At 68.6% G+C, this 24,844-nt stretch carries 23 protein-coding genes; 14 read left to right on the top strand and 9 right to left on the bottom strand.

Annotation, left to right across the window (positions count from 1 at the left end; genetic code table 11):
• Positions 1-114: 114 nt before the first annotated feature.
• From ACZ5BU_RS16700 to pruA, 5 genes are all read left to right on the top strand, one after another.
• Positions 115-1,581: a WS/DGAT/MGAT family O-acyltransferase gene (locus tag ACZ5BU_RS16700; RefSeq protein WP_465699751.1), complete on the top strand. Its 1,467-nt coding sequence runs from the start codon at positions 115-117 to the stop codon at positions 1,579-1,581.
• On the top strand, positions 1,578-2,102 hold the full coding sequence (locus ACZ5BU_RS16695) for a DUF6912 family protein (RefSeq protein ID WP_465699749.1): 525 nt from the start codon (positions 1,578-1,580) through the stop codon (positions 2,100-2,102). The genes ACZ5BU_RS16700 and ACZ5BU_RS16695 overlap by 4 nt, the downstream gene beginning before the upstream one ends.
• Before the next feature lie 22 nt (positions 2,103-2,124).
• Positions 2,125-3,045, top strand: coding sequence for a non-homologous end joining protein Ku (ku, locus tag ACZ5BU_RS16690; RefSeq protein WP_465699747.1), 921 nt, complete (start codon positions 2,125-2,127; stop codon positions 3,043-3,045).
• Entirely contained in the window at positions 3,042-3,494 is a 453-nt protein-coding gene (locus tag ACZ5BU_RS16685) for a VOC family protein (RefSeq protein ID WP_465699745.1), read from the top strand. The genes ku and ACZ5BU_RS16685 overlap by 4 nt, the downstream gene beginning before the upstream one ends.
• A gap of 117 nt (positions 3,495-3,611) precedes the next feature.
• Positions 3,612-5,240: an L-glutamate gamma-semialdehyde dehydrogenase gene (pruA, locus tag ACZ5BU_RS16680; RefSeq protein ID WP_465699743.1), complete on the top strand. Its 1,629-nt coding sequence runs from the start codon at positions 3,612-3,614 to the stop codon at positions 5,238-5,240.
• Between the two features lie 10 nt (positions 5,241-5,250).
• Here pruA and ACZ5BU_RS16675 read toward each other — a convergent pair whose 3' ends face one another.
• The 4 genes from ACZ5BU_RS16675 to ACZ5BU_RS16660 all read right to left on the bottom strand — a co-directional run bounded on the left by ACZ5BU_RS16675 (position 5,251) and on the right by ACZ5BU_RS16660 (position 7,949).
• Positions 5,251-5,463, bottom strand: a complete 213-nt coding sequence (locus tag ACZ5BU_RS16675; protein WP_465699741.1) for a hypothetical protein — start codon at positions 5,461-5,463, stop codon at positions 5,251-5,253.
• An 85-nt stretch (positions 5,464-5,548) separates the two neighbouring features.
• The gene (locus tag ACZ5BU_RS16670; RefSeq protein WP_465699739.1) at positions 5,549-6,040 is read right to left on the bottom strand and encodes a DUF2505 domain-containing protein; all 492 of its coding nucleotides are present in this window, start codon (positions 6,038-6,040) and stop codon (positions 5,549-5,551) included.
• A 38-nt stretch (positions 6,041-6,078) separates the two neighbouring features.
• Positions 6,079-6,735 carry a glycoside hydrolase family 76 protein gene (locus ACZ5BU_RS16665; protein WP_465699738.1) on the bottom strand — a complete coding sequence of 219 codons (657 nt, stop codon included), beginning with the start codon at positions 6,733-6,735 and terminating at the stop codon, positions 6,079-6,081.
• 752 nt (positions 6,736-7,487) lie between these two features.
• Positions 7,488-7,949, bottom strand: coding sequence for a hypothetical protein (locus tag ACZ5BU_RS16660; RefSeq protein ID WP_465699736.1), 462 nt, complete (start codon positions 7,947-7,949; stop codon positions 7,488-7,490).
• 81 nt (positions 7,950-8,030) lie between these two features.
• Between ACZ5BU_RS16660 and ACZ5BU_RS16655 the strand changes: the two genes are divergently transcribed.
• The 7 genes from ACZ5BU_RS16655 to ACZ5BU_RS16625 all read left to right on the top strand — a co-directional run bounded on the left by ACZ5BU_RS16655 (position 8,031) and on the right by ACZ5BU_RS16625 (position 15,237).
• Entirely contained in the window at positions 8,031-8,852 is an 822-nt protein-coding gene (locus tag ACZ5BU_RS16655; protein ID WP_465699734.1) for a tryptophan 2,3-dioxygenase, read from the top strand.
• An 84-nt stretch (positions 8,853-8,936) separates the two neighbouring features.
• On the top strand, positions 8,937-10,685 hold the full coding sequence (locus ACZ5BU_RS16650) for a hypothetical protein (RefSeq protein WP_465699733.1): 1,749 nt from the start codon (positions 8,937-8,939) through the stop codon (positions 10,683-10,685).
• 85 nt (positions 10,686-10,770) lie between these two features.
• Positions 10,771-11,394, top strand: coding sequence for a hypothetical protein (locus ACZ5BU_RS16645; protein ID WP_465699731.1), 624 nt, complete (start codon positions 10,771-10,773; stop codon positions 11,392-11,394).
• A 47-nt stretch (positions 11,395-11,441) separates the two neighbouring features.
• Complete coding sequence (locus ACZ5BU_RS16640; protein WP_465699730.1) at positions 11,442-12,137, top strand: response regulator transcription factor; 696 nt, start codon at positions 11,442-11,444, stop codon at positions 12,135-12,137.
• Between the two features lie 36 nt (positions 12,138-12,173).
• Entirely contained in the window at positions 12,174-13,451 is a 1,278-nt protein-coding gene (locus tag ACZ5BU_RS16635; protein ID WP_465699728.1) for a sensor histidine kinase, read from the top strand.
• Between the two features lie 2 nt (positions 13,452-13,453).
• Positions 13,454-14,215 carry a CoA transferase subunit A gene (locus ACZ5BU_RS16630; protein ID WP_465701060.1) on the top strand — a complete coding sequence of 254 codons (762 nt, stop codon included), beginning with the start codon at positions 13,454-13,456 and terminating at the stop codon, positions 14,213-14,215.
• Positions 14,216-14,280: 65 nt separating this feature from the next.
• On the top strand, positions 14,281-15,237 hold the full coding sequence (locus ACZ5BU_RS16625; RefSeq protein ID WP_465699726.1) for a hypothetical protein: 957 nt from the start codon (positions 14,281-14,283) through the stop codon (positions 15,235-15,237).
• A 51-nt stretch (positions 15,238-15,288) separates the two neighbouring features.
• On the opposite strand, the gene ACZ5BU_RS16620 is transcribed toward ACZ5BU_RS16625, so the two are convergent.
• The 5 genes from ACZ5BU_RS16620 to ACZ5BU_RS16600 are packed head-to-tail and all read right to left on the bottom strand — an operon-like array spanning position 15,289 to position 22,200.
• Positions 15,289-17,694, bottom strand: a complete 2,406-nt coding sequence (locus ACZ5BU_RS16620) for a GH32 C-terminal domain-containing protein (protein WP_465699724.1) — start codon at positions 17,692-17,694, stop codon at positions 15,289-15,291.
• A 12-nt stretch (positions 17,695-17,706) separates the two neighbouring features.
• A complete protein-coding gene (locus ACZ5BU_RS16615) occupies positions 17,707-19,032 on the bottom strand; it encodes a glycoside hydrolase family 32 protein (RefSeq protein ID WP_465699722.1) in 1,326 nt (441 codons plus the stop codon).
• The gene (locus ACZ5BU_RS16610) at positions 19,029-19,868 is read right to left on the bottom strand and encodes a carbohydrate ABC transporter permease (protein ID WP_465699721.1); all 840 of its coding nucleotides are present in this window, start codon (positions 19,866-19,868) and stop codon (positions 19,029-19,031) included. The genes ACZ5BU_RS16615 and ACZ5BU_RS16610 overlap by 4 nt, the downstream gene beginning before the upstream one ends.
• Complete coding sequence (locus ACZ5BU_RS16605) at positions 19,865-20,797, bottom strand: carbohydrate ABC transporter permease (protein ID WP_465699719.1); 933 nt, start codon at positions 20,795-20,797, stop codon at positions 19,865-19,867. Before ACZ5BU_RS16605 ends, ACZ5BU_RS16610 begins: the two co-directional genes overlap by 4 nt.
• Complete coding sequence (locus tag ACZ5BU_RS16600) at positions 20,797-22,200, bottom strand: ABC transporter substrate-binding protein (RefSeq protein ID WP_465699718.1); 1,404 nt, start codon at positions 22,198-22,200, stop codon at positions 20,797-20,799. Before ACZ5BU_RS16600 ends, ACZ5BU_RS16605 begins: the two co-directional genes overlap by 1 nt.
• 137 nt (positions 22,201-22,337) lie before the next feature.
• On the opposite strand from ACZ5BU_RS16600, the gene ACZ5BU_RS16595 reads away from it, so the two are divergent.
• Both ACZ5BU_RS16595 and ACZ5BU_RS16590 read left to right on the top strand, forming a co-directional pair.
• Complete coding sequence (locus tag ACZ5BU_RS16595) at positions 22,338-23,387, top strand: LacI family DNA-binding transcriptional regulator (protein ID WP_465699716.1); 1,050 nt, start codon at positions 22,338-22,340, stop codon at positions 23,385-23,387.
• Entirely contained in the window at positions 23,387-24,835 is a 1,449-nt protein-coding gene (locus tag ACZ5BU_RS16590; protein ID WP_465699715.1) for a glycoside hydrolase, read from the top strand. Before ACZ5BU_RS16595 ends, ACZ5BU_RS16590 begins: the two co-directional genes overlap by 1 nt.
• The last annotated feature ends 9 nt before the right edge of the window (positions 24,836-24,844 follow it).

Below are 24,844 nucleotides of genomic sequence, written 5' to 3'. Positions count from 1 at the left end.
TCTTGCCTGACGAACACGGATAGCTCAGTGTTCCCGTACGAGGAAGTGTTGCAGCACACTGTCGGAGCTGCCCGCTAGGGTGAGAAACCTGTCCACGAGAGGAAGGTGACCACGATGCCGGACCGGCTGACGGCGCTCGATCTCACCTTTCTCAAGGCCGAGTCGCCGGCCACCCCGATGCACGTCGGGACGGTCGACATCTTCGAGCCGCCGGTGCACGGCGACGAGGGGTTCGACTACGAGAGCCTGGTGGCGCTGATCCGGGACCGGATCGCGTACGTCCCGCGGTACCGGCAGCGCGTCCAGCAGATCCCGGGGCGGTTCGCCGGCCCGGTCTGGGTGGACGACGAGGAGTTCGACATCACCTTCCACGTCCGGCGCTCGGCGCTGCCCCGCCCGGGGACGCACGCGCAGCTGCTGGAGCTGGTGGCCCGGATCATGTCCCGGCGGCTCGACCGGGCCCGCCCATTGTGGGAGATGTACCTGGTCGAGGGCCTGCAGGGGGACCGGTTCGCGATCATCGCGAAGTCCCACCAGGCGCTTGTCGACGGCAACAGCACGGTCGACATCGGCCAGGTCGTCCTGGACGCCACCGCCCAGCCGAACGAGACGCCCACCGACACCTGGCAGCCCCAGCACCCGCCGTCCGCGCTGGAGCTGCTCGCGGGCGTGTTCGCGGACGCCACCCGTAACCCGACCGCCGTCCTGGAGCTGGCGCGCGCCGAGATGACCAGCCTGACCGGCTCCAGCTCGGTCCGCGAGGTGATCGGCGACGTGGTCGGCTCGCTGGTCGCGCAGCGGCACGCGCAGGAGAGCTCGCTGCACGTGAAGACGTCCGGTCAGCGCCGGTTCACCACGGTGCAGACCGACCTCGAGGACTACCGGACCATCCGGGCCGCGCACGGCGGCACGGTCAACGACGTGATCCTCGCGGTCGTCGCGGGCGCCTTCCGGGCCTGGATGATGACCCGCGGCGAGGGCGTCGGGCCGACCCGGAGCGTCCGGGCGGTGATCCCGGTCAGCATCCGCGACGACGAGGACGAGGAGCCGACCTCGCTCGGCTCCCGGGTGATCGCCTCCAGCGTGAACCTCCCGGTCGGCGAGAACTCCCCGGTCATGCGGCTGCACCAGATCTCGTACCAGACCAAGGTGCACAAGGACACCGGCCGCGCGGTCAGTGCCCGCTCGCTGGTCGGTATCGCCGGGTTCGCCCCGACCACGCTGCACGCGCTCGCCGCGCGGGTCGCGACCACCACGGTCCGGCCGATCGACGACGTCGTGATCACGAACGTGCCGGGTCCGCAGTTCCCGCTGTACGCGCAGGGTGCGCCGATGCTCGCGTCGTACCCGGTCGTGCCGCTGATGCCCGGGCAGGGCCTGTCCGTCGGCGTCACGTCGTACGACGGGAAGGTGTACTACGGTCTGAACGCGGACCGCACCGCGATGCCGGACCTCGCCGTTTTCGGCCAATGTGTGACCGATGCGCTGGACGAGTTGCTGGACACCACCAAGGGCAGCCGGAACCGGGCCTCCCGGGGCCGGAAGAAGCCTCGCAGTACGACCAAGAAGGCGGGCTCATGAGGGTGTATGTCCCATCCACACTCCGATTGCTGAGCGCGATGTGCAACGCCGGCGAGATCGGCCCGGCGCCGCTCACGGTGTACGCCGTGACGCCCGCGCTGCGGGAGTGGTACGCCGAGGGCGACGACGAGGAGCTGGAGTACGCCGCGATGGCGCAGGCCGCCCGCGCCTCGGTGGGACTGCTCGCCGCGGATCCGGGTACCACCCGGAGACGGGTGGTGATCGCGGCAGAGGTCAGCGCCGTACCGCCGGCGGGCGGGTCCGTCGAGCTGGGCGACGCCCGGCTGGAGCTGCACGTGGTGATCCCGTGGCGCTCCGTGGCGTCGGTGCACCTGGACGCCCCGCAGGCGACCACGGTGATCGGCAAGGCCGCGGACCTCTGGAAGGCGGCGCAGGACGGTGACGACGACGCGGTTTTCGCCCTCGACTCGTGCGAAGGTGAAGACCTGATGTGGTACGCGACACAGGAGATCCCGGATCTGCTCGCGGCGGAGGGGCCGCGGGGCGGACAGCGTACATAGGGCATTTAGGGAGCTGATGGCGATGCAGGCGATCTGGAAGGGGGCCATCTCGTTCGGGATGGTGACGATCCCGATCAAGGTGTTCTCCGCGACCGAGGAGAAGGACATCTCGTTCCGCCAGGTACACGTCGCCGACGGGGGCCGGATCCGGTACAAGCGGATCTGCTCGATCGACGGCGAAGAGGTGCCGTACTCCGACATCGGCAAGGGGTACGAGATGCCGGACGGCCGGATGGTGGTGCTGGACTCGGACGACTTCGCCGACCTGCCGCTGTCCAGCAAGAAGGTCATCGACGTGCTCGAGTTCGTGCCGGCGGACCAGGTCGACCCGCTGTACCTCGGCAAGTCGTACTACCTGGCCGCCGACGGTGGTCCGGGCGCGAAGCCGTACGTGCTGCTCCGGGACGCCCTGGACGGCTCCGAGCTGTACGCGCTGGTCAAGGTCGCGCTACGGTCCCGCGAGAGCCTCGGCCTGCTCCGGACCGTCGACGACGTCCTGGTGCTGCAGGTGATGCTCTGGCCGGACGAGATCCGCGACAAGTCGTTCGCGGCGCCGCCCGAGGACGTGGAGATCCGGTCCCAGGAGAAGGCGATGGCGTCGTCGTACATCGACACGCTGCGCGGCGAGTTCGACCCGGACCAGTACCACGACGAATACCGCGAGGCGCTGGAGAAGGTCGTCGAGGCGAAGGCCGAGGGCGTGCCGCTGCCGGAGTCCGACGAGGAGGAGGCGGGCGACGGCGCCGAGGTCGTCGACCTGGTGGCCGCGCTGCGGGCCTCGGTCGAGGCCGCGAAGGCGCGCCGTGCGGGCGGTGGCGAACCGGCTGCCGCGAAGAAGGCCGCTGCCAAGAAGGCGGCTCCGGCCAAGAAGACGCCGGCGAAGAAGGCCGCCGCCAAGAAGGCTCCGGCCAAGAAGACCGCCGCGAAGAAGAAGGCGTCATGACCGAACGCACCGACATCCCGACGGACATCTCCGAGATCCCGGTGGACCCGGCGCACGCCCTCGTGACGCCGGGTGCCTACCTGCTCGAGCTGATCCCGATCCCGGTCGCGGACGTCGACCGGGCGAAGGCCTTCTACACCGACCAGGCCGGTTTCGTCTGCGACGTGGACATCACGCCCGCGGACGGCGTCCGGATCGTGCAGCTCACGCCGCCCGGTTCGTACTGCTCGATCTCGCTGACGACCGGGCTACCGCAGCTGCAGATGGAGCCTGGTTCGCAGCGCGGCCTGCACCTGGTCGTGAAGGACATCGAGGCCGCCCGCGCGGAGCTGATCGGGCGCGGCGTCGAGGTCAGCGGGACCGAGGACCTCGGCGGCGTCTTCTACGCCTGGTTCGCGGACCCTGATGGGAACACCTGGGCCCTCCAGCACATGCCGTGGCGGAAGTAATTCAGCTGCGTTCGTGCTCGACGGTGCTGGCGTGGCACCATGCTGGTGTCACGCCAGGCCATCCGCACCGGGTGTGACCCCAGTACGGTCCACCACACGATCGAGGAGTCCTGCCGCATGGATGCCGTCACCGCCGTACCGACGCCCGCCAACGAGCCCGTCAAGGGTTATGCGCCCGGTTCGGCCGAGCGCGCGAGCCTGGAGGCGAAGCTCAAGGACTTCACCGCGGCCGGGTCGATCGACCTGACCTGCACGATCGGCGGCGAGCAGAAGCTGGGTGGCGGCGCGCCGATCGAGGTCGTCCAGCCGCACAAGCACGCCGCTGTGCTCGGCACGCTCGGCAACGCCACCGAGGCGGACGGCCGGGCCGCCGTGGACGCGGCGCTGGCGGCCGCTCCGGCGTGGCGGTCGCTGTCGTTCGACGACCGGGCCGCGATCTTCCTGAAGGCGGCCGACCTGCTAGCCGGCCCGTGGCGCGACACGCTGAACGCGGCGACCATGCTCGGCCAGTCGAAGACGATCCAGCAGGCCGAGATCGATGCGGCCTGCGAGCTGATCGACTTCCTCCGGTTCAACGTGGCGTTCGCGCGGCAGATCGTCAGCGACCAGCCGATCTCGTCCCCGGGCATCTGGAACCGGGTCGACTACCGGCCGCTCGAGGGCTTCGTGTACGCGATCACCCCGTTCAACTTCACCGCGATCGCCGGCAACCTGCCGACCGCGCCCGCGCTGATGGGCAACACCGTGGTGTGGAAGCCGTCGCCGACGCAGCAGTTCGCGGCGCACTGGACGATGCGGCTGTTCGAGGCTGCGGGGCTGCCGGCCGGGGTGATCAACCTGGTCACCGGTGACGGCATCGACGTCTCCAAGGCCGCACTCACCCACCCGGACCTCGCCGGTATCCACTTCACCGGCTCCACGAAGACGTTCCAGTCCCTGTGGGCCACGGTCGGGACGAACATCGCCTCGTACAAGACCTATCCGCGGCTCGTCGGCGAGACCGGCGGCAAGGACTTCATCCTGGCGCACCCGTCGGCGGATCCGGCGGTGCTGAAGACCGCGATGGTGCGCGGTGCGTTCGAGTACCAAGGGCAGAAGTGCTCGGCCGCGTCGCGGGCCTATGTGCCGCGGTCGGTCTGGAACGCGCTGAAGGACGACTTGCTCGCCGAGACCGAGTCGCTGACCATGGGCGACGTCACCGACCTGTCGAACTTCATCGGCGCGGTGATCGACGACCGCGCGTTCGCCAAGCACAAGGCGGCGCTCGACCGGGCGCAGGCGACCGACTCGATCGAGGTTGTTGCCGGTGGCACCTATGACGACAGCGAAGGGTACTTCGTCCGGCCGACGCTGCTGGTCTCCGCCGACCCCACCGACGAGATCTTCAGCACCGAGTACTTCGGCCCGATCCTCGGCGTGCACGTGTACGACGACGCGGACTACGCGTCGGTGCTGAAGGGCATGGAGCACTCGGCGCCGTACGGTCTGACCGGCGCGGTGATCGCCCAGGACCGGCACGCGATCGCGGAGGCGGCCGACTACCTGCGGTTCGCGGCCGGCAACTTCTACGTCAACGACAAGCCGACCGGTGCGGTCGTCGGGCAGCAGCCGTTCGGCGGTGCGCGCGCGTCCGGTACCAACGACAAGGCCGGCTCGATGTGGAACCTGATCCGCTGGGCGTCCCCACGTTCGATGAAGGAAACCTTCACCCCGCCCACGGACTACCGCTACCCGCACCAGGGCTGAGAGTCGTTCGCTACGCCGTTTCGTGGAGTTCCTGGGAGGGCGGGTCGACGAGCAACGCGGAACCGCACTTGATGCAGATCCACTCGTCCGGCTCGTCCAGCAGGTAGTCCGACGGCTCGACGCGCTCGAAGGGCATCACGGTCGCGCAGAAAGCGCAGTACTGCTCTGCGCCCGCGACGTCTGTGCCGACGTCAGTGCGCCTCTTACGCAGGGAACTTCGCATCAGAACGGGTCACCTCCGGTGCAACGCTTCTTCCCAGGTTGCCACCGGAGGTGCTCACGTCAGTGCAACGACACGGCGGTCTCGCCTACTTGCCGCTCCACTCGTGGCCGAGGTCGTGCTCCTTCTGCAGGCCGGAGCGGATCGCGTCCACCACGACCGGCTCCAGCTTCTTGCCGATCAGCGGTACGGCGACCTTCACGTCCAGGTCGATCGCCTGGACGGTCTGAGCTCCGTCCGCAGCGATCCGCGCGGTGCCCTTCAACGTCACCGGCGTGTTGCTGATCTCGCCGGACACGTCGGCGGTCCGCGAGCCGTCCGGCGCGGGCGCGTGCCAGGTCTCGGTCTGTACGACGGTCAGCGTGTCGCCGACGAACTTCCGGGCCATGTCCGGGATGTCGACGGCCTCCATCTTCCGACTGACCCGGACCACGGTGTCGGCGCCGGAGGTGCTGACGTTGACGTCGTACGACAGCGCCTTGGTCTTCTCGCAGGCCTGCTCACGGAAGGCCGCGTCGGTCACGATCGCGAACACTTCGTCGGGGGTGGCGTCGTACGACGCCGACATCTTCAGCTCCATGCCGTCATCATGGCATTACCGGGCAGTCACCCGGCGCTTCACACCGTGTTGAGGAGATCGACGGCCGATTGCTGGCGGGCCGCGTCGAGTTTGTCGGGCGGGGCGTACCAGTGCAGGCCGTACTGGTCCATCGGGGTCCGGTCTGTCGCGTACGCGCGATCGGCCTGCTTCTGCAGGTAGGCCGTGTACGGGTGGTCGGGCAGCGCCGCGTTGAGTTTGCCGAGGCCGCGGACGTGGGCGCCCTTGAAGGACGGGCCGTCGCCGCCGCAGTCGCCGTCCTCGCACGGCTCGCGGAGAATGCCGTCGGCGGTGTGCAGCGACGCCGCGGTCGTCGACGCGTCCGCCAATGTCCGGGCCGAGGTCAGGTAGGCCGAGTCGTTCGTTGCCTTGGACAACTCGGTGAGCGCGCCGATCAGCACGCCCTGGTTGTACGTCCATGCGGTCTGCCCGTTGTTCCTGCAGGTGGACAGGTCGATGCCGTCGTTCACCAGGTTCGAGCCGTTGATCATCCCGGTCTGCTGGAACCACGTCCACCCGGCCTGCGCACGTTGCAGGTACGTCGAGTCGCCCGCGAACCGCGTGTGCAGCTGCGCGTTCAGCTGGATGTACAGCGAGTTCGAGATCGCGTTCTTGTACGTCTTCGCCTCGCTCCACCACACCCCGCCGCCGCAGGTGCTGTCCCAGTACGCGGCCATGTGGTCGGCGTCGGCGCGCCGTCTGCAGGTACCGCGCGTCGCCGGTCAGGTCGTACGCCGCGACCCACGCGAGTCCCCACCAGCCGGTGTCGTCGATGTAGTCGTTGCGGAACTGACCCTCGAACTGGTTGAGGTTCAGGTCGTACGTCTTGCCGATCGCGTACTGGTAGCTGTTCATCCCGCTGACCCGGATGTTGTCGATCAACGCGTTGAGCGCGTTCGCCGAGTTCCACCAGCCGGTCGTGTCGAAGAGCCCGGTGGACAGGTTGTAGTCCTGCATCAACGCGGTGGCAGCCGCCGTACGACGGTCCCACGCGTTCCAGGTCGTACGAGCCCACGGAGTGCAGGCGATGTCGGCGCGGTCACCGGCCTTGCCGCACGCGCGGAGTGCGCCGACGCCGAGGTTGTTCCAGTCGTCGACGTTGTACATCAGCGTTCGCCAGCCGCGTTGGCCGATCGGTATCGCGGTGTTGCCTAGTCGGCTGCCGTCCGACCAGGTGCGGCCGCCGTCCATCGAGCGATCCAGCCACACCTCGTCGCCGGGGTTGCCGTTCTCGATCGAGGCCCAGCCCATCGCGTCGTCGTCGTCGAAGTGCAGGGTGATCGTACGGCCGAAGAGCGTGGTGGAGACCGGGGTGCGGTCCTTCGGGGCGAGCGCCGGGTCGCGGGCGTCGCAGTACTTGTTGCAGATCGTCGCCTGGGCGGTCATGTTCACCTCCCTCGTGGCCCCGTGGGACCTCGCCGCGTCAAGATCAGAACGTGAGGAGGGCGGCGAGGATCGCGGTGGTGACGACGAGGGTGGCGGCGATCGCGACGCGGCGGCCGCGCGTGCGGCGGCGGGTGATGGCGGTGCGGTCGGGGCGGGTGCTGCAGGGGTCGAAGCCGAGCGCGTCGGCAGGCGCGAGGACGCTGCCGAGCCGCGCCGGCAAAGACCGGCGCTCCGCCTGCCGGGTTGCCTCCTCGACGACCCGGCGGCGCATGAACTCTCTGCGGCCGCCCGGCGGTACGTCGAGACCCGGCGGCAGCGCCTTCTGGACGACGGCGTGCGCGGCCGCCACCCGCCTCGCCCGGCTGATCGCAGGCGGGAGGATCAGGTAGGCGAGGTGGACCAGCGACCGGTAGTCGTCGAGCAGCAACGCCTCGATCAGCGGCTCTTCCCGGGTCGGCCCCTGTACAGGACCGGGAACGATCGGGGCTTCAACCGTGGCGGACATGCAACTCCTCGACTCGGCGTACGAGAGTTCCAACGAACGAATCACTGACCGGTCACGGAAACCTCGGCTAGTCTCCGTCTCATGAGCGCTGGTGACGGGGTTGCGGGGCAGTGGGGCGGGGTCGACGTGAACTTCGGCGAGGAGGGCGGCCGGCTCACGTACGGCAGCTATCTCCGGCTGGCGGAGCTGCTCGACCAGCAGCGGCTGGAGTCCGACCCGCCGGCGCACGACGAGCTGCTGTTCATCACGATCCACCAGGTCTACGAGCTGTGGTTCAAGCAGAGCCTGCACGAGCTGACAGCCTCCCGGGACGCGATGCTGAACGGCGAACTCTGGCTCGCCGAGCACCTGCTCCGCCGGGTGCACACGATCGAGCGGGTGCTCACCCAGCAGGTCGACATCCTGGAGACGATGACCCCGCAGGACTTCGGCGAGTTCCGGCACCGGTTGTCGCCGGCGTCCGGCTTCCAGTCGGTGCAGTTCCGCGAGATCGAGTTCCTGTCCGGCGCCAAGGACCCTTCGTTCGTACGCCGGTTCCGCGGGCTCACCGAGGTCGAGCAGGAGCGCCTGCGCCGCCGTCTGGAGGAGCCGACACTCTGGGACGCGTACCTCGAAGTGCTGCGGAAGGCCGGGTTCGACACCGACTCCGAGGACGCGATCCGGAACGCCCTGCGCAAGGTGGCCGGCGACCGCTCGCAGTACGCCGCGATCTGGGAACTCGCCGAGGCTCTGCTCCAGCACGACGAACTGGCCGCGGCCTGGCGCGCCCGGCACGTGGTGATGGTCGAGCGGATGATCGGCACCAAACCCGGCACCGGCGGCTCCTCCGGCGCCAGCTACCTGCGCAGCCGCCTCGACCTGCGCTACTACCCCCTCCTCTGGAACCTCCGCAGCACCCTCTGAATCTTTTTCGGAACAGCCGGTATCAGAACTCGCCCGTCCGGAGTCCGCCCTTGTAGGGGCACATCTTCGGAGGGGGAGATTCAGATGAGTTCGACAGATGAGGGCCGTACCGATGGGGGGATCGGGCCGGAGCCGGGCGAGGCTGTCCGCGCCGCGCTGGCCGAGGTGCTCGGTACGGGCGAGATCGACGTACTGGCCGGTGAGTCCGGGCGGATGCCGGACGGCGGACAGGTGCGGCTGTTCCACGGCGCCGTACGCGGCGAGCCGAACCGGACCGCGTCGGTCGCGGTCGACGAGTCCGGTGGGGTTCAGCGGCGCCGGCGGCTCGAGGCGCTGGCCGGGCGGGAGCTGTTCGTACCAGCGTTGGTAGCACCAGCGACCGTGATCGCCGGACTCGGCGCGGACCCGGTCACGATCGACCCGCCGACGAACACGTGGGTCCTGCCGGAGTGCGTGACCGAGGACGAGACCGTCACCGTGACGATTCCGGAGTCGCGGATCCCACCCAAGGCGGACGTCTACCTGCTCGCCGACACGACCGGCAGCATGGTCTCGATCATCGGCGCGGTCCAGGCCGGGATCGGCGCGATCGTCAACGATCCGGCGTTCGCCGGCTTCGACCTGGCGTGGGGTGCGGGGAACTACAAGGACTTCCCGGTCGGCACGGGTCTGAACCCGTACGCCTTCCAGCACCAGCTCGCGCCGACGCCGGGTGTCGCCGCGGTCACCGCCGCCATCGGTACGTGGTCCGCGGCGGACGGGTCCGACATTCCCGAGGGACAGCTGTTCGCCTTGCAACAGGTCGCAACCGACCCCGCCATCGGCTGGCGGACCGGCAGCAAGCGGATCGTGGTCTGGTTCGGGGACGCGCCCGGGCACGATCCGGTGTGTTCGGCGTTGTCCGGAGTACCGGACGTCACCGAGGCGACGGCAACCGCGGCACTCGTCGCGGCCGGGATCACGCTCGTCGCGGTCAGTACGGACACCGGTACGGCGGGGGCGCTCGACGGTGACCCGACGATCGGGTCGGCCGACTATTCGCCGTGCCCGGTGGGTGGAAGCGCCGGACAGGCGACCCGGATGACCGCGGCCACGCCTGGTGGTACGCATACGGTCGGCGTGAACGCGAGCCAGATCGTCAGCACGCTGGTCTCGCTCATCAACGCCGCCGTCCACTCGATCGCCGACGTACATCTGCAGCCGACCGGATCGATCGCGCAGTTCGTCACCTCGATCACGCCGCCGAGCTACGGGCCGCTGCCCGGGAACACCGCGCACACGCTGCCGTTCGACGTGACCTGGACCGGGGTCGTCGACTGTGAAGAGGACGAGCAGACGTTCACCGGAACGCTCGACGTGATTGCCGACGGAGTCGTGGTCGCGACGAAACCCGTCACCGTGACGGTGCCTGCGTGCCGCTGGCATCACTCGGTCGAGATGATCTGCGGCATCGAGAAGGGCGGTGACGACAAGTGCCGGACGGTCGTCGACGGGCAGTACGCGACCGCCGTCACGATCTACAACCCGACGTCCTGCACGGTCACCGTCGTCAAGTACTTCGCTCCGCTCGTGCTCGACGACGAACCGGTCGGGCGGGAGCCGCGTACGGTTCGGGCGCGTCCGTTCGCGAAGCTCGAACTGGCGCCCGGTACGGCGACCATGGACGACTGCTGCAGCCTCGAGGAGGCGATCGGGCCGAAGAGCCCGCTGCTCCTGCTCGGCGTGCTGGACATCGTTGCGGACCACCCGTTGGAGGTCACGGTGACGCACACCGCGGGCGGACGGCCGGTCAGCTCGATCGACTCGCGGACGATCCGGCCGCGGATGGCCTGACTTTCTTCGGGAAAGCGTTGCGGGGCCATCCCTGGTGGGTGGCCTCGTTCGCTAGGCTGCGGGCCGGACCCCTCGAGGAGGCTTCGTGAAGCTCTACTCCGATGTCGGCACGCAGCGGTTCGGGCAGGTTCTGGGGGACCTGTTGCTCCTCGGCTGGATCTGGTTGTGTGTGCAGCTCGGCCTGCTCGTGCACCGGATGGTCGAGGCCCTCGGTGTGCCGGGACGCAAAGCCGCCGAGGCCGGCGACGGGTTGGCCGGCGACCTGCGGCGGCTGTCCGAACCGATCGGGAAGGTACCGGCGGTCGGGGACCAGTTGCGGTCGCCGATCGACAGCGCGGCCGGTGCGGCGGGCAAGCTCGCGCAGGCCGGGCGGGACCAGGTGCACGCCGTCGACCAGTTGGCGCTCGTGCTCGCCGGCGTGACGATCGGGCTGCCGGTGCTGTTCGCCGTACTGATCTGGCTGCCGCGGCGGATCCGGTTCGCGCGCCGGGCGCGGGCGGCGCAGAAGTTCATCGACAACGCCGCCGACCTCGACCTGTTCGCCCTCCGCGCGATGGCGAACCAGCCGATGCACAAACTCGCGAAGATCTCCGACGACCCGGTCACCGCCTGGCGCGACGGCGACTCCGAGGTGATAGCGCAGCTCGCCGGTTTGGAACTCCGCACCACCGGCCTGAAGCCGCCACGGACCTCCAGCACGTCCGCTTGATCGTCGCTTGAGAGTTCCTTGACGAAGGGGCAGTTACGCTCTGAGGCATGGCGCGGGTGCTGCTGATCGAGGACGACGATGCGATCCGGATGTCGTTGGGGAAGTCCCTGACGGCGGCCGGGCATGTCGTCTCGGCGGTCGCGGCCGGTGCCGACGGGGTCGCCGCGGTCGCGCGGGACAAACCCGAGGTGCTGCTGCTCGACCTGGGACTGCCGGACCTGGACGGGCGGGACGTGCTCGCAATGGTGCGGGCCGTCAGCGACGTACCCGTGATCGTGGCGACGGCGCGCGACGACGACGCGAGCGTCGTACGGCTGCTGGACGCGGGCGCGGACGACTACGTGATCAAGCCGTTCAGCGCGGCGCAGATGGACGCCCGGATCCGCGCCGTCCTGCGGCGGCTCGGGCAGGAACAGCACGGCGAATCGCTCACCGTGGAGGTCGGCGGCCTGCGGATCGATCCGCGCAGCCGCGAGGTGACCGTCGACGGTACGCCGGTGGACCTGACGCGCAAGGAGTTCGATCTGCTGCTCGCGTTGTCGCGGCGGCCCGGGGCGGTCGTGACCAAACGGGAGCTGCTCGCGGAGGTCTGGGGGCTGCCCTGGGGCGGCAGTGACCGCACCGTTGACGTACACCTGTCGTGGCTGCGACGGAAGCTCGGCGAGACGGCCGCCCAGCCGCGGTTCGTGCACAGCGTCCGCGGCGTCGGCATCAAGCTCGCCATACCTGACGGGGACGGCTGACGAATGCGCCGACGGATCCTTTTTCTCTCGGTCGGCATGACCACCCTCGTCGTGCTGGCGTTCGCCGTACCGCTCATTCTGCTGCTGCGCAGTACGACAGCCGGCGAGTCCAAGGACAAGGCGCGCAACCGGGCCGAGACCGTCGCGTACTACGTCGGCGACAAGGACCACAGCAACGACGACATCACGGCGTACATCCACGGGCTCACCGATGCACCCGGGCGGATCTCGGTGCGGATGGCGGACGGTACGACGCTGGGCGATCCGCCGCCCGGTGGAGTACCGACGCCGAAGTACGTGCCGGCCGGCGACGACGACGGCGACGGTGACCGGAAGGGACCGCCCAAAGTAGGCGACGCCGAGTACCGCGATCTCAACGGAGGCGTCGCGGTCGACGTCGGAGTCGGTACGCCGAACGGCACCGCATCGGTCTGCCTCTACCTGACCGCCGACGAGCTGTACGCGGGACTCACCCCGCGGCTCCTGATCCTCGTCGGCGGAAGCCTCGCCGTACTCCTGCTCAGCATCGTCGGCGCCGAACTCGTCTCCCGCCGCCTCGCGCGACCGCTCGAGGAAACCGCGAGTACGGCCGAACGCCTCGCCCGCGGCGACATGAATGCCCGCGCCCCGACCACCGGCCCCGCCGAGGTCGCCAAGGTGGGCTCCGCCCTGAACGGACTCGCCGACCGCATCGACGAGGTCATCGCCGTCGAACGCGAAGCCGTCGCCGACCTCTCGCACCGGCTGCGGACGCCCTTGACCGCGCTGCGCCTGCAGGTCGAGGCACTGCCCGATCGGGAGAGCGCCGAGGAACTGAACACCCAGGTCAACGTGCTGGAACGCACCCTCACCGCGGTGATCAGCGCGGCCCGTCGCCCGCAGCGAGAAGGCCGCGTACCGCACTCCGACGCCGTCGAGGTCACCCGGCAGCGCGCCGCCTTCTGGGAACCCCTGTTCGAGGACCAAGGCCGGGAGCTGGCGTTGGACCTGCCAACGACCCCGGCGCCCGTCCGTTCCGCCGCCGAAGACCTCGGCGCCGCCCTCGACGCCCTGGTCGAAAACGTGGTCGCCCACACGCCGGACGGCACTCCCGCTCGCATCACCCTCACCCGCACCGGCACCCTGGTCCGCATCGTCGTGGCCGACAAAGGCCCCGGCATCCCGCTGGGCGCCGGCGAACGAGGCCGTTCCGACCGAGGCTCCACCGGCCTGGGCCTGGACATAGCCCGCCGCTGCGCCGAAGCCGCGGGCGGTACCCTCACCCTGCACCGCAACGAAGTAGAACTGACCCTGAAATCCCCGGACGGATCGTGAGTATCGACAAGGTCGTCGCCACCGCCGAGGCCGCGGTCGCGGACGTCCCGGACGGGACGAGTCTCGCGGTCGGCGGGTTCGGGCTGTCGGGTATCCCGTGGTTCCTGATCGAGGCGCTGCTCGAACAGGGCGCGCGCGACCTCACCGTGGTGTCGAACAACTGCGGCGTCGACGGCGCCGGTCTCGGACTGCTCCTCGAACGTCGCCGGATCAGCCGGGTGATCGCGTCGTACGTCGGGGAGAACAAGGAGTTCGCACGTCAGTACCTTGCGGGCGAACTGACGGTCGAACTGACACCCCAGGGCACACTCGCCGAACGGCTGCGCGCGGGCGGGGCCGGGATCGGGGCGTTCTTCACCCCGACCGGCGTCGGCACGCTCGTCTCCGAGGGCGGACTGCCCTGGCGGTACGCGCCCGACGGCACGGTCGCGATCGCGTCGCAGGCGAAGGAGGTGCGGACGATCCAAGGGCGCGAGATGGTGCTGGAGGAGGCGATCGTCACCGACCTCGCTCTGGTTCGCGCGGCCGTCGCGGATCGCGCCGGGAACTGCGTGTTCCATGCGGCCGCTCGCAACTTCAACCCGGTCGCCGCGATGGCCGGCCGGCTGACGATCGTCGAGGCCGAACAGGTCGTCGAGGTCGGCGAACTCGCTCCCGACGCCGTCCATCTGCCAGGTGTGTTCGTCCAACGCGTCGTGCCGCTGACGGCAGAGCAGGCGGCCCGCAAGAGCATCGAGAAGCGAACGGTCCGCCCGCGGCCCTAAGTGCCTCATCGGCTATAGTCGGCGCGATCTCGGGGGCAATGAGATCTTTTCCGGAGGGGAATCCTATGAAGTTGCAGCGTTTTGCGCTCGCAGTGGCCGCCATCGGCCTAATTTCGGCCGCGGCCGCATCTGTCCCGGCCGCCGCCACCAGCCAGGCCGACCCGAAGCACCCGTTCGCCAAGAACGTGACGCCGAACACGCTCAAGGCCGCCGGCGACGACCCGTGCATCAGCGATGTCATGTCGCCGACCGCCGCGGGCATGTCGCAGGAGACCGCGGCGATGCCTGGGCGGCACGTCCAGGCCTTGCAGGACACGCCGTTCAAGTTCGTCGGCAGCCGCGCCGACACGACCTGGTACGGCGCGGTGAACTCCGCCGGCACCCAGGTCTACTACTACGGCCTGCTTCTGCAGGGCGGCAGCCTCTACCGGCACACGACCTACCTGCGGGACGGAGGCGACACCAACATCTGGGCGCCTACCTTCAAGAAGGTCGGATCGGGCTGGACCAGCTTCAAGGCGATCGCCACGTCGAACTACAGCATCGCCGCTCCGCGCCACGCGTACCTGTACGGTCTGAACACGAACGGTAGCCTCTACCGCTACCAGATCGTCGGCACCGGCTTCCGGGCGCTCGGCCCGATCGCCGGCTTCCGCGGCTTCAAGACGCTGACGGTGATCAGCGAGACCGCGACCTACGACACGCTGCTGATGACCACGAACTCGGGTGCGCTGTGGACTGCGCACATCCCGGTCGCCGCTGGTGCGAAGCCGGTCATGAAGCTGATCCGTTCGTCGGGCTGGGGCGCGTACGAGTCCGTGGTCGTCCAGAGCTGCGGCACCCGTGGTGGTTCGCTGGTCGTCGCTGTCGACCACGACACCCAGTCGGGCTACCAGTTCGCGATGAGCAAGGCGAACGGCGCCGCGACCGCGATCACGTCGTACGGCAAGATCCCCGTGGTCTTCAACGGCGTGAGCGACGTCTCCGTCACCACGCACTACGACCAGCTGGTCGGCGAGTAGTCGGTAACTGAACCGCCACCCTCGGCCATCATGCCGAGGGTGGCGGTTTTGTCATTTCCAGCTGGACCTGAGGGGCCAAGCCTTCACGTCGGCTGAGGTGGTGCCGTCTTCGGCGAAGAGGGTTACGCCGCGACTGGTGGGGTCGGGGAAGATCTGGTCGGTGAGGGTGACTTGGCCTTGGTCGGCGAAGACCTCGACCGAGGAGCGGTCGACCAGGATGCGGAGGGTCAGTTCGCCGTTCGTGAGGGGCAGCGGGGCGGTCTTCACGTCGGGGAAGCCGGCGCTGAAGTCGGTCGCCCCGGAGTGGGTGCGGTCGACGTACAGCTTCTTCGTGTGGGTGTCGTAGCCGATCTGGGTGTACTGCGTCCCGCCGGTGCGGACGTTGAGGCCGAAGCGCGAGGCGGTGCCGGGGCGCAGGGTGGCCTGGATCTCGAGGGTGTCGCCGGTGAGGCCGAGCGACTTCGTACCGCTGGTTGCCGTTCTGACCTGGACAGCCGACCCGCGCAGAGATGTGATCGCGGGGACGGGTTGCTGGGCCAGTTGGACCGTGCCGTCGATGGTGCGGAGTGTGAGGTCGCGGGGGAAGGTCGTTGCGCCCTGCCACGGGGTGGTCGGGGTCTGACCCGCGTACGCCCAGTTGCTCATCCACGCGATCCCGACGCGCTTGCCGCCCGTACCGTTCCAGGTGTTGGCGGCGTAGAAGTCGCTGCCGTGGTCCAGCCAGTGCGCGCGCTCGTTGGTACTCAGTGCGGGCGCGTCGCTCAGCCGGAAGTCGTCGGCGAGCACGTGGCCCCAGCCGCCGCTGCTGTGGTCGACGACCTCGAGCTGGGCCTGCTTGCCGATCAGGTCCTGGAGATCCCAAGAGGTCCAGTCGAGCGCCTCGCTGTTCGCCCCGGTTGCGGAGCGTACGACCTTGCCGTCGACGACCAGGTTGACGCCTGTCTGCACGTCCCACGGCTTGGCCGGGGCGTCCGCGAACAGGATGTCGCCCACCATCAGGTGACCCCAGCCGGCCGCACCGGTGTTGTCGTCGACGATCTGGAGTTGTGCCTGCTTGCCGTGGTACTTGCTGACGTCCCAGTTGTTCCAGGTCAGGTCCGGCGCGTTCGGACCGGTGGCCGTCGCGACCACTTGCCCGTCGACGAGCAGATTGACCGCCGTCGGATTCGCTTGTCCCCACGGGTGGTCACCGCCCGCGACCTGCAGGTCGATGTACGGGCGATCGATCATGAAGACCGGCGAAGTGATTGTCCCGGTCCCGGCGTCGCCGTCCGGCGTGAAGGTGTCGAGCACCTGAGGGCCGAGCTGGTTGGGCAGACTCGACGGAGACGGCCCAGCTCCGGTGAACGAGCCGCTCGCGGTCCACCCGTCGCCGTACGTCGAACCCGAGAAGTCCGCGAACACCTCGCCGGGTGGCAGCGTGCCGAAGGGCGCCGCGCCCTCGACGTACGGATGCTGTCCGCCGCCGATCGTGAAGTTCAGGTGCGGCTTGGTGATCGTGAACACCGGAGAGCTCAACGTTCCGGTGGACCGGTCGCCACCGTTGTAGCTGTTCACGAGACGCGTGCCGACGAACCCCGTCACGTCCTGCTGATCCGGCAATGTGCCCGTCGCAGGCGCGGTACCGAAGGCATCGCCGGTCGTCGTCCAGTCGCCGTAGCTCCCGGACTCGAAGTTCTCCAGCGGCACGCCGGCCGGCGGGGTGTAGGTGGCGGGTCCGTCCGGCGTGTACGTCGTACCGTCGAAGTTCCCGACGAAGTACTGCACGCCCGTGCTGCCGACGCTGACCGACAGCACCCACTTGACGCGACCGCCGTCTACGCGGAGCGGGAACAGATCAGGCATCTCCCACACCCCGCTGACGGAGCCGAACGGTCCGAAGTCGCTCAGATGCGTCCATTGCTTGAGGTCGGGCGAGCTGTAGATCGACACCTTGTGCTGGTCGGACAGCGTGATCACCATCCGCCAGCTGTCCTTGTACCAGAACACCTTGGGATCGCGGAAGTCTTTCGAGCCGAGGTCGAGCACCGGGTTACCGCCGTACCGCGTCCAGCTCCGGCCATGATCGGTGCTGTAGGCAAGCGATTGCACCTGGACACCGGAGCTCTGCTGGACGCTCGTGTACATCGCGACCATCGGCGGGTTCTGCGATGTCCCGAACCCGGAAGTGTTCTCTGTGTCGACGACCGCGCTGCCGGAGAAGAACGCGTTGCTGCCGGCATCGCGCTGCGGTCCGGTGACCGGGATGTTCTGCCAGTGCACGAGATCCTTGCTGACGGCACCTTCCCAGGTGCCGTAGCTGTAGAGGTGGTACTCGCCGTTCTCGTACACGAGGCCGTTCGGATCGCCCATCCAGCTGTGTGGAAGGCTGAAGTGGAACTGCGGTCGGTAGGGCTCTTGGTAGGCACCGGTGGCCAGGCTCGTGGCCAGGACGAGGGTCAGCGCCGTACGGAACATGAAGGACTCCTGTCAGTGGTCGAGGGTCCAGAAGTGGGCGTTGGGTGGGGCTTCGACCTGCCAGGTGGGCGGTGTGGTGGGGTAGACGCGGGTACTGAGAACCCGGCCGGCGCTGGTGAACACCTCGAGCACCGAGCCGTCGAGGAAGATCCGGGCCGCGGGCCGGCCGGACTCCGGGTCGAACGCGTTCGTCACCTGCATCCGGTCGCGGTGCGCGTGCGGTGCGAGGCTGGCCTCGGTGCGGTCGATCGTCAGCGTGTCCGCGTCCAGCGAGATCACCACCCGCTCCTGCTCGCCGAAGTGGATGACGACCTGCCCAGATCCCTCTGGTACGGCGATCTCGCACTGCGCGCCCGTCGTACAGCCGTCGGCCGGTACGCCGGGACCGGTGCGCAGCGTGTCGACCGTCGGAACTGGCGCGCTCCGCAGCGACGAGTCGTCCCCGAGCCACACCACCCGCGGCAGCGAGATCACCCCGGCCCAGTCGTCGGTCCACCCGGGCCGGTCCCGTCCCTCGGTCAGCCACCCGAACAGCAGCGGGCCGAACCGGCTGTCCCGCATCGCCGACGCCGCGTAGAAGTTCGTCCCGTGGTCGACCCGCTGCGGAGCGGGCGGTACGTCGACGTCGAACGACAGCACCTCCGCAGAACCACCTTCGGGCGACCAGGAGGCGACGACGGCGATCCGCCGGTTGTCGATCGTCAGCAATTGCGGGCATTCCCACGCGGCGCCGGTGTCCTCGCCGTTCGAGGTACCGCGAGGCAGTTCCGCCAGCGGGCCGACGTACGACCAGGTCTCGAGGTCGTCCGACCGGTACAGCGTGATGCTCGCGCCGCGGCCGGCGTACCCGGCGCCGACGGCGAGCCACCACGAGCCGTTCTCCTGCCAGACGAACGGATCGCGGAACATGATCGCGTGGTCGATCGGATCCGGGACCACCTGCCGGGCCGGCCCGAAGGACGCGCCGCCGTCGTCGGACACGGCCGTCAGTACGGACTGGTACGGGCGGTCGTCGATGTAGCCCGAGTAGAACGCGCGGATCCGGCCCTGGTCGAGGACCGTGTTGCCGGACCAGCAGCCGTCGGCGTCCGGCCCGCCCGGCTGAGGCGCCATCGCGGGCCGGTGCAACGTCCAGCGCACGTAGTCGGTCGACGTGGCGTGCCCCCATTCCACGGGCACCGCCATGTCGAGCCCCGTACGCGACTGGAAGTACAGGTGGACGTCGTCGCCGAGTTCGATCGGGCCGTTCGGGTCGTTCAGGTAGCCGCGCGGTGGCCGGATGTGGAACGCGGGGCGGAGGTGGGCGGCCGTACGGGTCTCGGCCTGAACCTGGGTCAACGGGATGCTCCTGCCGTGATGCCTGCGATGAAGTACCTCTGGGCGAAGATGAACAGCAGCACGCTCGGCAGGATCGCCAGGATGACGCCGGCCAGCACGATCGAGATCGAGCCGGTGCCGAGGTTGCCCTGCAGGCCGACCAGACCGAGCGGCAGTGTGAAGTTGTCCTGCGACTGCAGGAAGATCAGCGGCCGGTAGAACTCCGCCCAGAAACCGGAGAAGTTCAGGATGGCGAGCGTCGCGATCGCGGGACCGGCCATCTTGGCGTAGATCATCAGGAACGTCTGGAAGTGCCCGGCGCCGTCGATCCGGGCCGCCTCGCCGAGCTCGCGCGGCATCTGCATGAAGTACTGCCGCATCAGGAACGTGCCGAACGCGCTGCCGAGTGCGGAGACCACCAGCGACAACGGGCTGTCGGAGAGTCCGAGGTACCGGATGATCACGAACACCGGGATGATGATCGTTTGCAGCGGCACCATCATGGTGGCCAGGAAGATCCCGAAGATCACCGAGCGCCCCGGGAAGCTGACCATCGCGAACGCGTACCCGGACAGCGTGCAGGTGATCGTCTGGCCGATCACGATCAGCCCGGTGACGAGCACGCTGTTGACGAAGAACCGGCCGATCGGGATCCGGTCGAAGACCGCGCTGTAGTTGGAGAAGTCCGGATGCAGCGGCAGCCAGTGCGGCGGGTTGGTGAACGCTTCGGCCGGCGTCCGCAGCGAGGTGGTGACGGTCCACAGCAAGGGGCCGAGGGCAACCATCGCGGCGATCACCAGTACCGTGACGCCGAGGTACCGGCCGATCCGGGCGAGGGCCGTGGTGGAGTGGATCATTGGTAGAACACCAGCTTTCGTGCCGCGAGGAACTGCAGCCCGGTGATCACCAGGATCGCCACCAGCAGCACGATCGCGATCGCCGAGCCGTACCCGAACTGCAGGTTCTGGAAGCCCTTCTGGTACATCGAGATCGTCACCGTCGTGGTCGCCGACCCCGGGCCGCCCTTGGTCATGATGTACGGCTGGTCGAACAGTTGCATGGCGTTGATCAGGGCAACGACCGCGGCGAACAGGATCGTTGGGCTGATCAACGGAATCTTGATCCGGAACAGGGTCCGTAACGGTCCGGCGCCGTCGATCTGCGCGGCCTCGAGGACATCGGTCGGTACGGACATCAGCGACGCCACGAACAATACGAACGTGAACCCGACCTGCTGCCAGACCGCGATCAGCACGATGGTCGAAGCCGCCCCGAAACCGCTGGTCAGCCACGGTACGTTCGGGATGCCGAGGAGCCCGAGGTAGTAGTTCACGACGCCGAACTTGTAGTCGAACAGGTAGCCCATGAAGATCGACACGGCCGCGGTCGACGCCAGCAGCGGCAGGTAGAACGCCGTACGGAACAACGTCCGGACCCAGACCAGCTTGCGCTGGTTGACCAGCACCGCGAGCGCGAGGCCGATGGTCAGCTGCAGTACGACGATCGCGAGCGCCATCCCGAGCGTGACGCCGAACGACTTCAGCACCGGGCCGTCGTTGAACAGCTGCTGGTAGTTCTTCAGCCCGACGTACTCCGGGGTCGAGATCACGTCCCAGGAGAAGAACGACAGGCCGAGCGAGGCGAGGATCGGGATCGCGGTGAAGACCGCGACGAACAGCACCGACAGAGCGATCATCGCGAAACCGAACCGCGCCTCACCGTGCGAGGTCGGATGGCTTCGCTGCTTCACCACCGTCTTCGGTACGTCCGCGATGACGGCGGACATCAGCTCGCCCCCGCCGCCTTCTCGAGATCCGCCTGCAGCCCGTCCAGGGCGGCCTTGGCGTTACCCGACGAGATCGCCTGGGTGGTCCGTTGGTTCAGCGCGGTCGCGAGCGCGTTGTAGTACGGCGGGGCCGGGATCGGCGCGGTGTCCGGGTGCTTGGTCAGCGTGTCGTAGAAGACCGACCAGTGCTTCGGCCCGGTCTTGGAGTACCGCGCGGCCGTCACCAGGGACTTGCGGCCGGGCGTGGTCACATTGCCCGGGAAGACCAGGTCGAAGGTGTCCGGCTTGACGAGCAGCTTGAGGACCTCCCAGGCCAGATCCTTCTTCTTCGACGACTTGAAGATCGCGTACCCGCCGGCGCCGAACAGGTGCCGCTGGCTCTTCCACTTCGGGAACATCGTCACGTCGAAGCTGCCGTTCTTCATTCCGGCATTCGCCAGCCCGCCGGCCCAGAACCCGCCGCCGATCGACATCCCGATCCGGTTCGACGCGAACAGGCCCTGCAGCGTGCCGCCACCGCCGACGTCGGGCGACGGCGAGAGGCCCTTCTTGGTCAGCTGGATCATGTAGTCCAGCGCCTCGACCGTCGCGTCGGAGTTCGCCGTCGGCGCGCCCCACTTCCAGCCGCCCTTCCGCCCGGCGGCGGCAGCGTCACCGGCGTACGCCTTGTTCCACAGCCAGTCGCCGCCGTCGTACTTGCCCTCCTCGAGCAGGTTGGCGTTGTTCGCGTACATGAACGACGTCCAACTGCCCCACAGCCGGACCACCCAGCCGAAGGCGTTGATGCCCTTGAACTTGGCGATCTTGGTGGCCGCGGACTCGAAGTCCTCGAGCGTCCAGCTCTCGGTCGGCGGTGTGACGCCGGCCCGTTGGAAGAGTTCGGTGCTGTAGAACATGTTGCCGGCGTTGAAGCTGTCCGGCAGCTCCCACAGGTGGCCCTGGTACATCATCGACTCGATCAGCGCCGGGTGGATGTCGGCGAAGTACTCCTTCAGCGCCGACAGGTCCTTGGTGACGTAGTCGTCGAGCGGGATCGCGAGCTCCTTGGACGCCATCAGCTGCAGGCCCTCGGTCGCGACGCTGATGATGTCCGGCGGCGTACCGGCCGCGATCTGGGTCAGCACCTTGGCCAGGAAGTCGTTCCAGTCGGTGCCGTTGATCGCCGAGATCTCGAACTTGATCGTCGAGTCCAGCTTGGCGATTTGCGGCTGCAACCGGTTCTGCAGCTGGGTCGCCTGTGCCTGCTCACCGAAGTACAGCATCTTCAGCGACTTCGACGAGCCGCCGCTGTCCTTGCCGCAGGCGGCCAGGTCGGCCAGCGCGGCGAGGCTCAGGCCACCGGCGCCGGCCTTCAGCAGGGTACGGCGGGCGAGCGATCCGGCGGGCGGATGAATACCTGACATGGGGTTTCCTCCTTGCACCCAATACGTATTGACCCGGGACGGTAGCAGCGGTCTAAGGTGGGGTCAATACGTATTGGCTGGATCTGTGATAGTTAATTAGCGGCGGTGCCGACGCCGCTTTGCGTGAAGGGGGACCGATGGCGAAACAGCGGGCCGGTGGGCCGAAACGCGTCACGATGACCGATGTCGCTCGCCGCGCGGGGGTGTCGCAGCCGACCGTCTCGTTCGTACTGAACGACCGCCGCGACGTCGCGGTCGCCGAGGAGACCAGGCGGCGGGTGCTGCAGGCCGCGGCCGAGCTCGACTTCGTCCCGAACCGCGCGGCCCAGCTGCTCCGGTCGAACCGGTCGTTCACCATCGGCGTGGTGACGAGCGGGATCGTCTCCCAGCCGTACGCCGGTCTGATCGTGCTCGGCCTGCAACAGGTCGTCCAGCCGGCCGGCTATGTCTGCATGGTCGTGGACACCACCGACGACCCGGGTCAGGGCGACGACGCGGTCGCGAGCCTGGTCGCGCAGGGCGTCGCCGCGATCGTGTACGCGTCTCTCGCCCCGCAGCCGTTGCACCGCAGCCCGCGGCTCGACGGGATCCGGACGATCTTCGTCAACTGCTGGCCGGAGGAGGGGCACGCCGACACGGTGCTGCTCGCCGACGAGTACGCCGGGGGACGTGCGGCGGCGGCGTCGGTGTTCGAGCGCGGGCATCGCGAGGTGGCGTTCCTCGGGGGTATGCGGAACGACTACGCGTGCAAGGAGCGCCGGCGCGGGTTCGACGACGCCGCGCGGGCCGCTGGGTTGCGGCCGGCGGATCTTGTGCACCGGTACGGGAACTACCAGATCGGGAACGGGTACGACCTGGCGACCGAGGTGGTGGTCGAGCACGGTTCGACCGCCCTGGTCTGCGGTAACGACCGGATGGCGATCGGTGCGTTGCTCGCGTTGCACGCGCTCGGGCTGGACTGCCCCGGCGACGTCAGCATCGTCGGCTTCGACGACCAGCCGGACGTTGCGGACCAGGTCCGCCCCGGTCTCACCACCGCCGCCCTCCCACACCTCATGCTCGGCCGTCGCGCCGGCGAGCTGGTCCTCTCCCCGCCGGAGGAGGCTCCCGACCGCGTGATCGTCGACTGCGAACTGATCGAACGAGACTCGGTGGGCGACCCACCGAAGCGGGTGCGGCGGAAGTGATGCACTGGCGGCCTGCCTCGGGGTTTGTCGGGGACGTGATTCCGTTCAGCTACCACGGGCGCGTCTGGTTGTTCTACCTGCTGGACCTGCGGCCGGACGATCCGACCGCGGGGCCGGGCGGGATGCCGTGGGCGTTGGTGTCGACGACGGACTTCGTGGAGTACACCGACCACGGTGTCGTACTGCCGACCGGTGATCGTGATGCCGTCGACTTCGACTGCTACACCGGCAGCGTGGTGGCCGACGGATCGCGCCTGCACCTGTTCTACACGGGGCACAATCCACGGCGCGGGGACGCTTCTGGTTCGTATCAGGTGGTTTGCCACGCGGTGAGCGACGGCGATCCGACTCGCTGGACGAAGGTGCCCGAGGACACCTTTGGCGCACCCAACGGTTTCGTACCGCAGGACTGGCGCGACCCGTTCGTCTACCGAACCGCGCCGGACGAGTCCTGGCAGATGGTGCTGGCCGCGCGGTACGACGACGCGCCCGATCGCCGATGTGGTGTGGTCGCACGGCTGACGTCCACCGATCTGAAACGGTGGGAGCTCGCGCCTCCGCTGTGGGAGCCGCACCGGTACATCACGCAGGAGTGCCCGGATGTCTTCCAGCTCGGCGACTGGTGGTACCTGGTCTACTCCGAGTTCAGCGACGCCTTCCAGGCGCGGTACCGGATCGCACGCGGGCCGGACGGCCCGTGGCTCGCACCGTCGCGTGACACCGTCGACGGGCGGGCGTTCTACGCCGCGAAGACGGTGGCGCATGGCGGCCGCCGTTTCTTCGTCGGCTGGATCCCTACGAAACAAGGGGATTCGTGGCAGTGGGCTGGCGATCTCGCCGTACTCGAAGCCCGCCAGTCGGTCGATGGAACGCTGGAGTTCGGATTGCCTGCGGAGATTGTCGCGGCGTACGGCGACGGCTCGGACGTGAAGCTGTCGCCGCTCGACGGCGCGGCTGACGTACCGGGGGAGGGAGCCCGAGACCGGTACGCCGCCTGGATCGGAGACCCGGTTCCGGCCGAGTGCCTGATCACGCTGACCGTCGACGTTGCTCCCGGCACCCAGTCCTTCGGGCTGCTCCTGCACGCGAGCCCCGACGGCGAGGAGGCGACCATCCTCCGCCTGGAGCCCCAACGCGACCGCCTGGTCCTCGACCACTGGCCCCGCGGACGCACCGGCCCGGCCCAGTGGCAGATCCACGGCGACGTACCCCACGCCGTAGACCTGGAACGCCCTTGCCCCCTCCCACCCGGCCGCCACACCCTGCAGGTCCTCCTGGACGGCCCAACCGCCCAAGCAGTCGTCGACAACCAAGTCGCCCTCACCTTCCGCCCCGCCCCGATTGCGGATGCAGGCGGCCTTGGTCTCTTCGTCACCGACGGGGCAGTGAAGCTGATCGAACTTCGGGTGGACCTGCAATCTAACGCCCGGGCGGCGAGCGGTACCTGATCTACACGA

Source organism: Kribbella sp. NPDC031520 (assembly GCF_055580825.1).
Note: the sequence above shows the minus strand (reverse complement) of the source record. Positions and strands in the feature narration are given on the sequence as shown.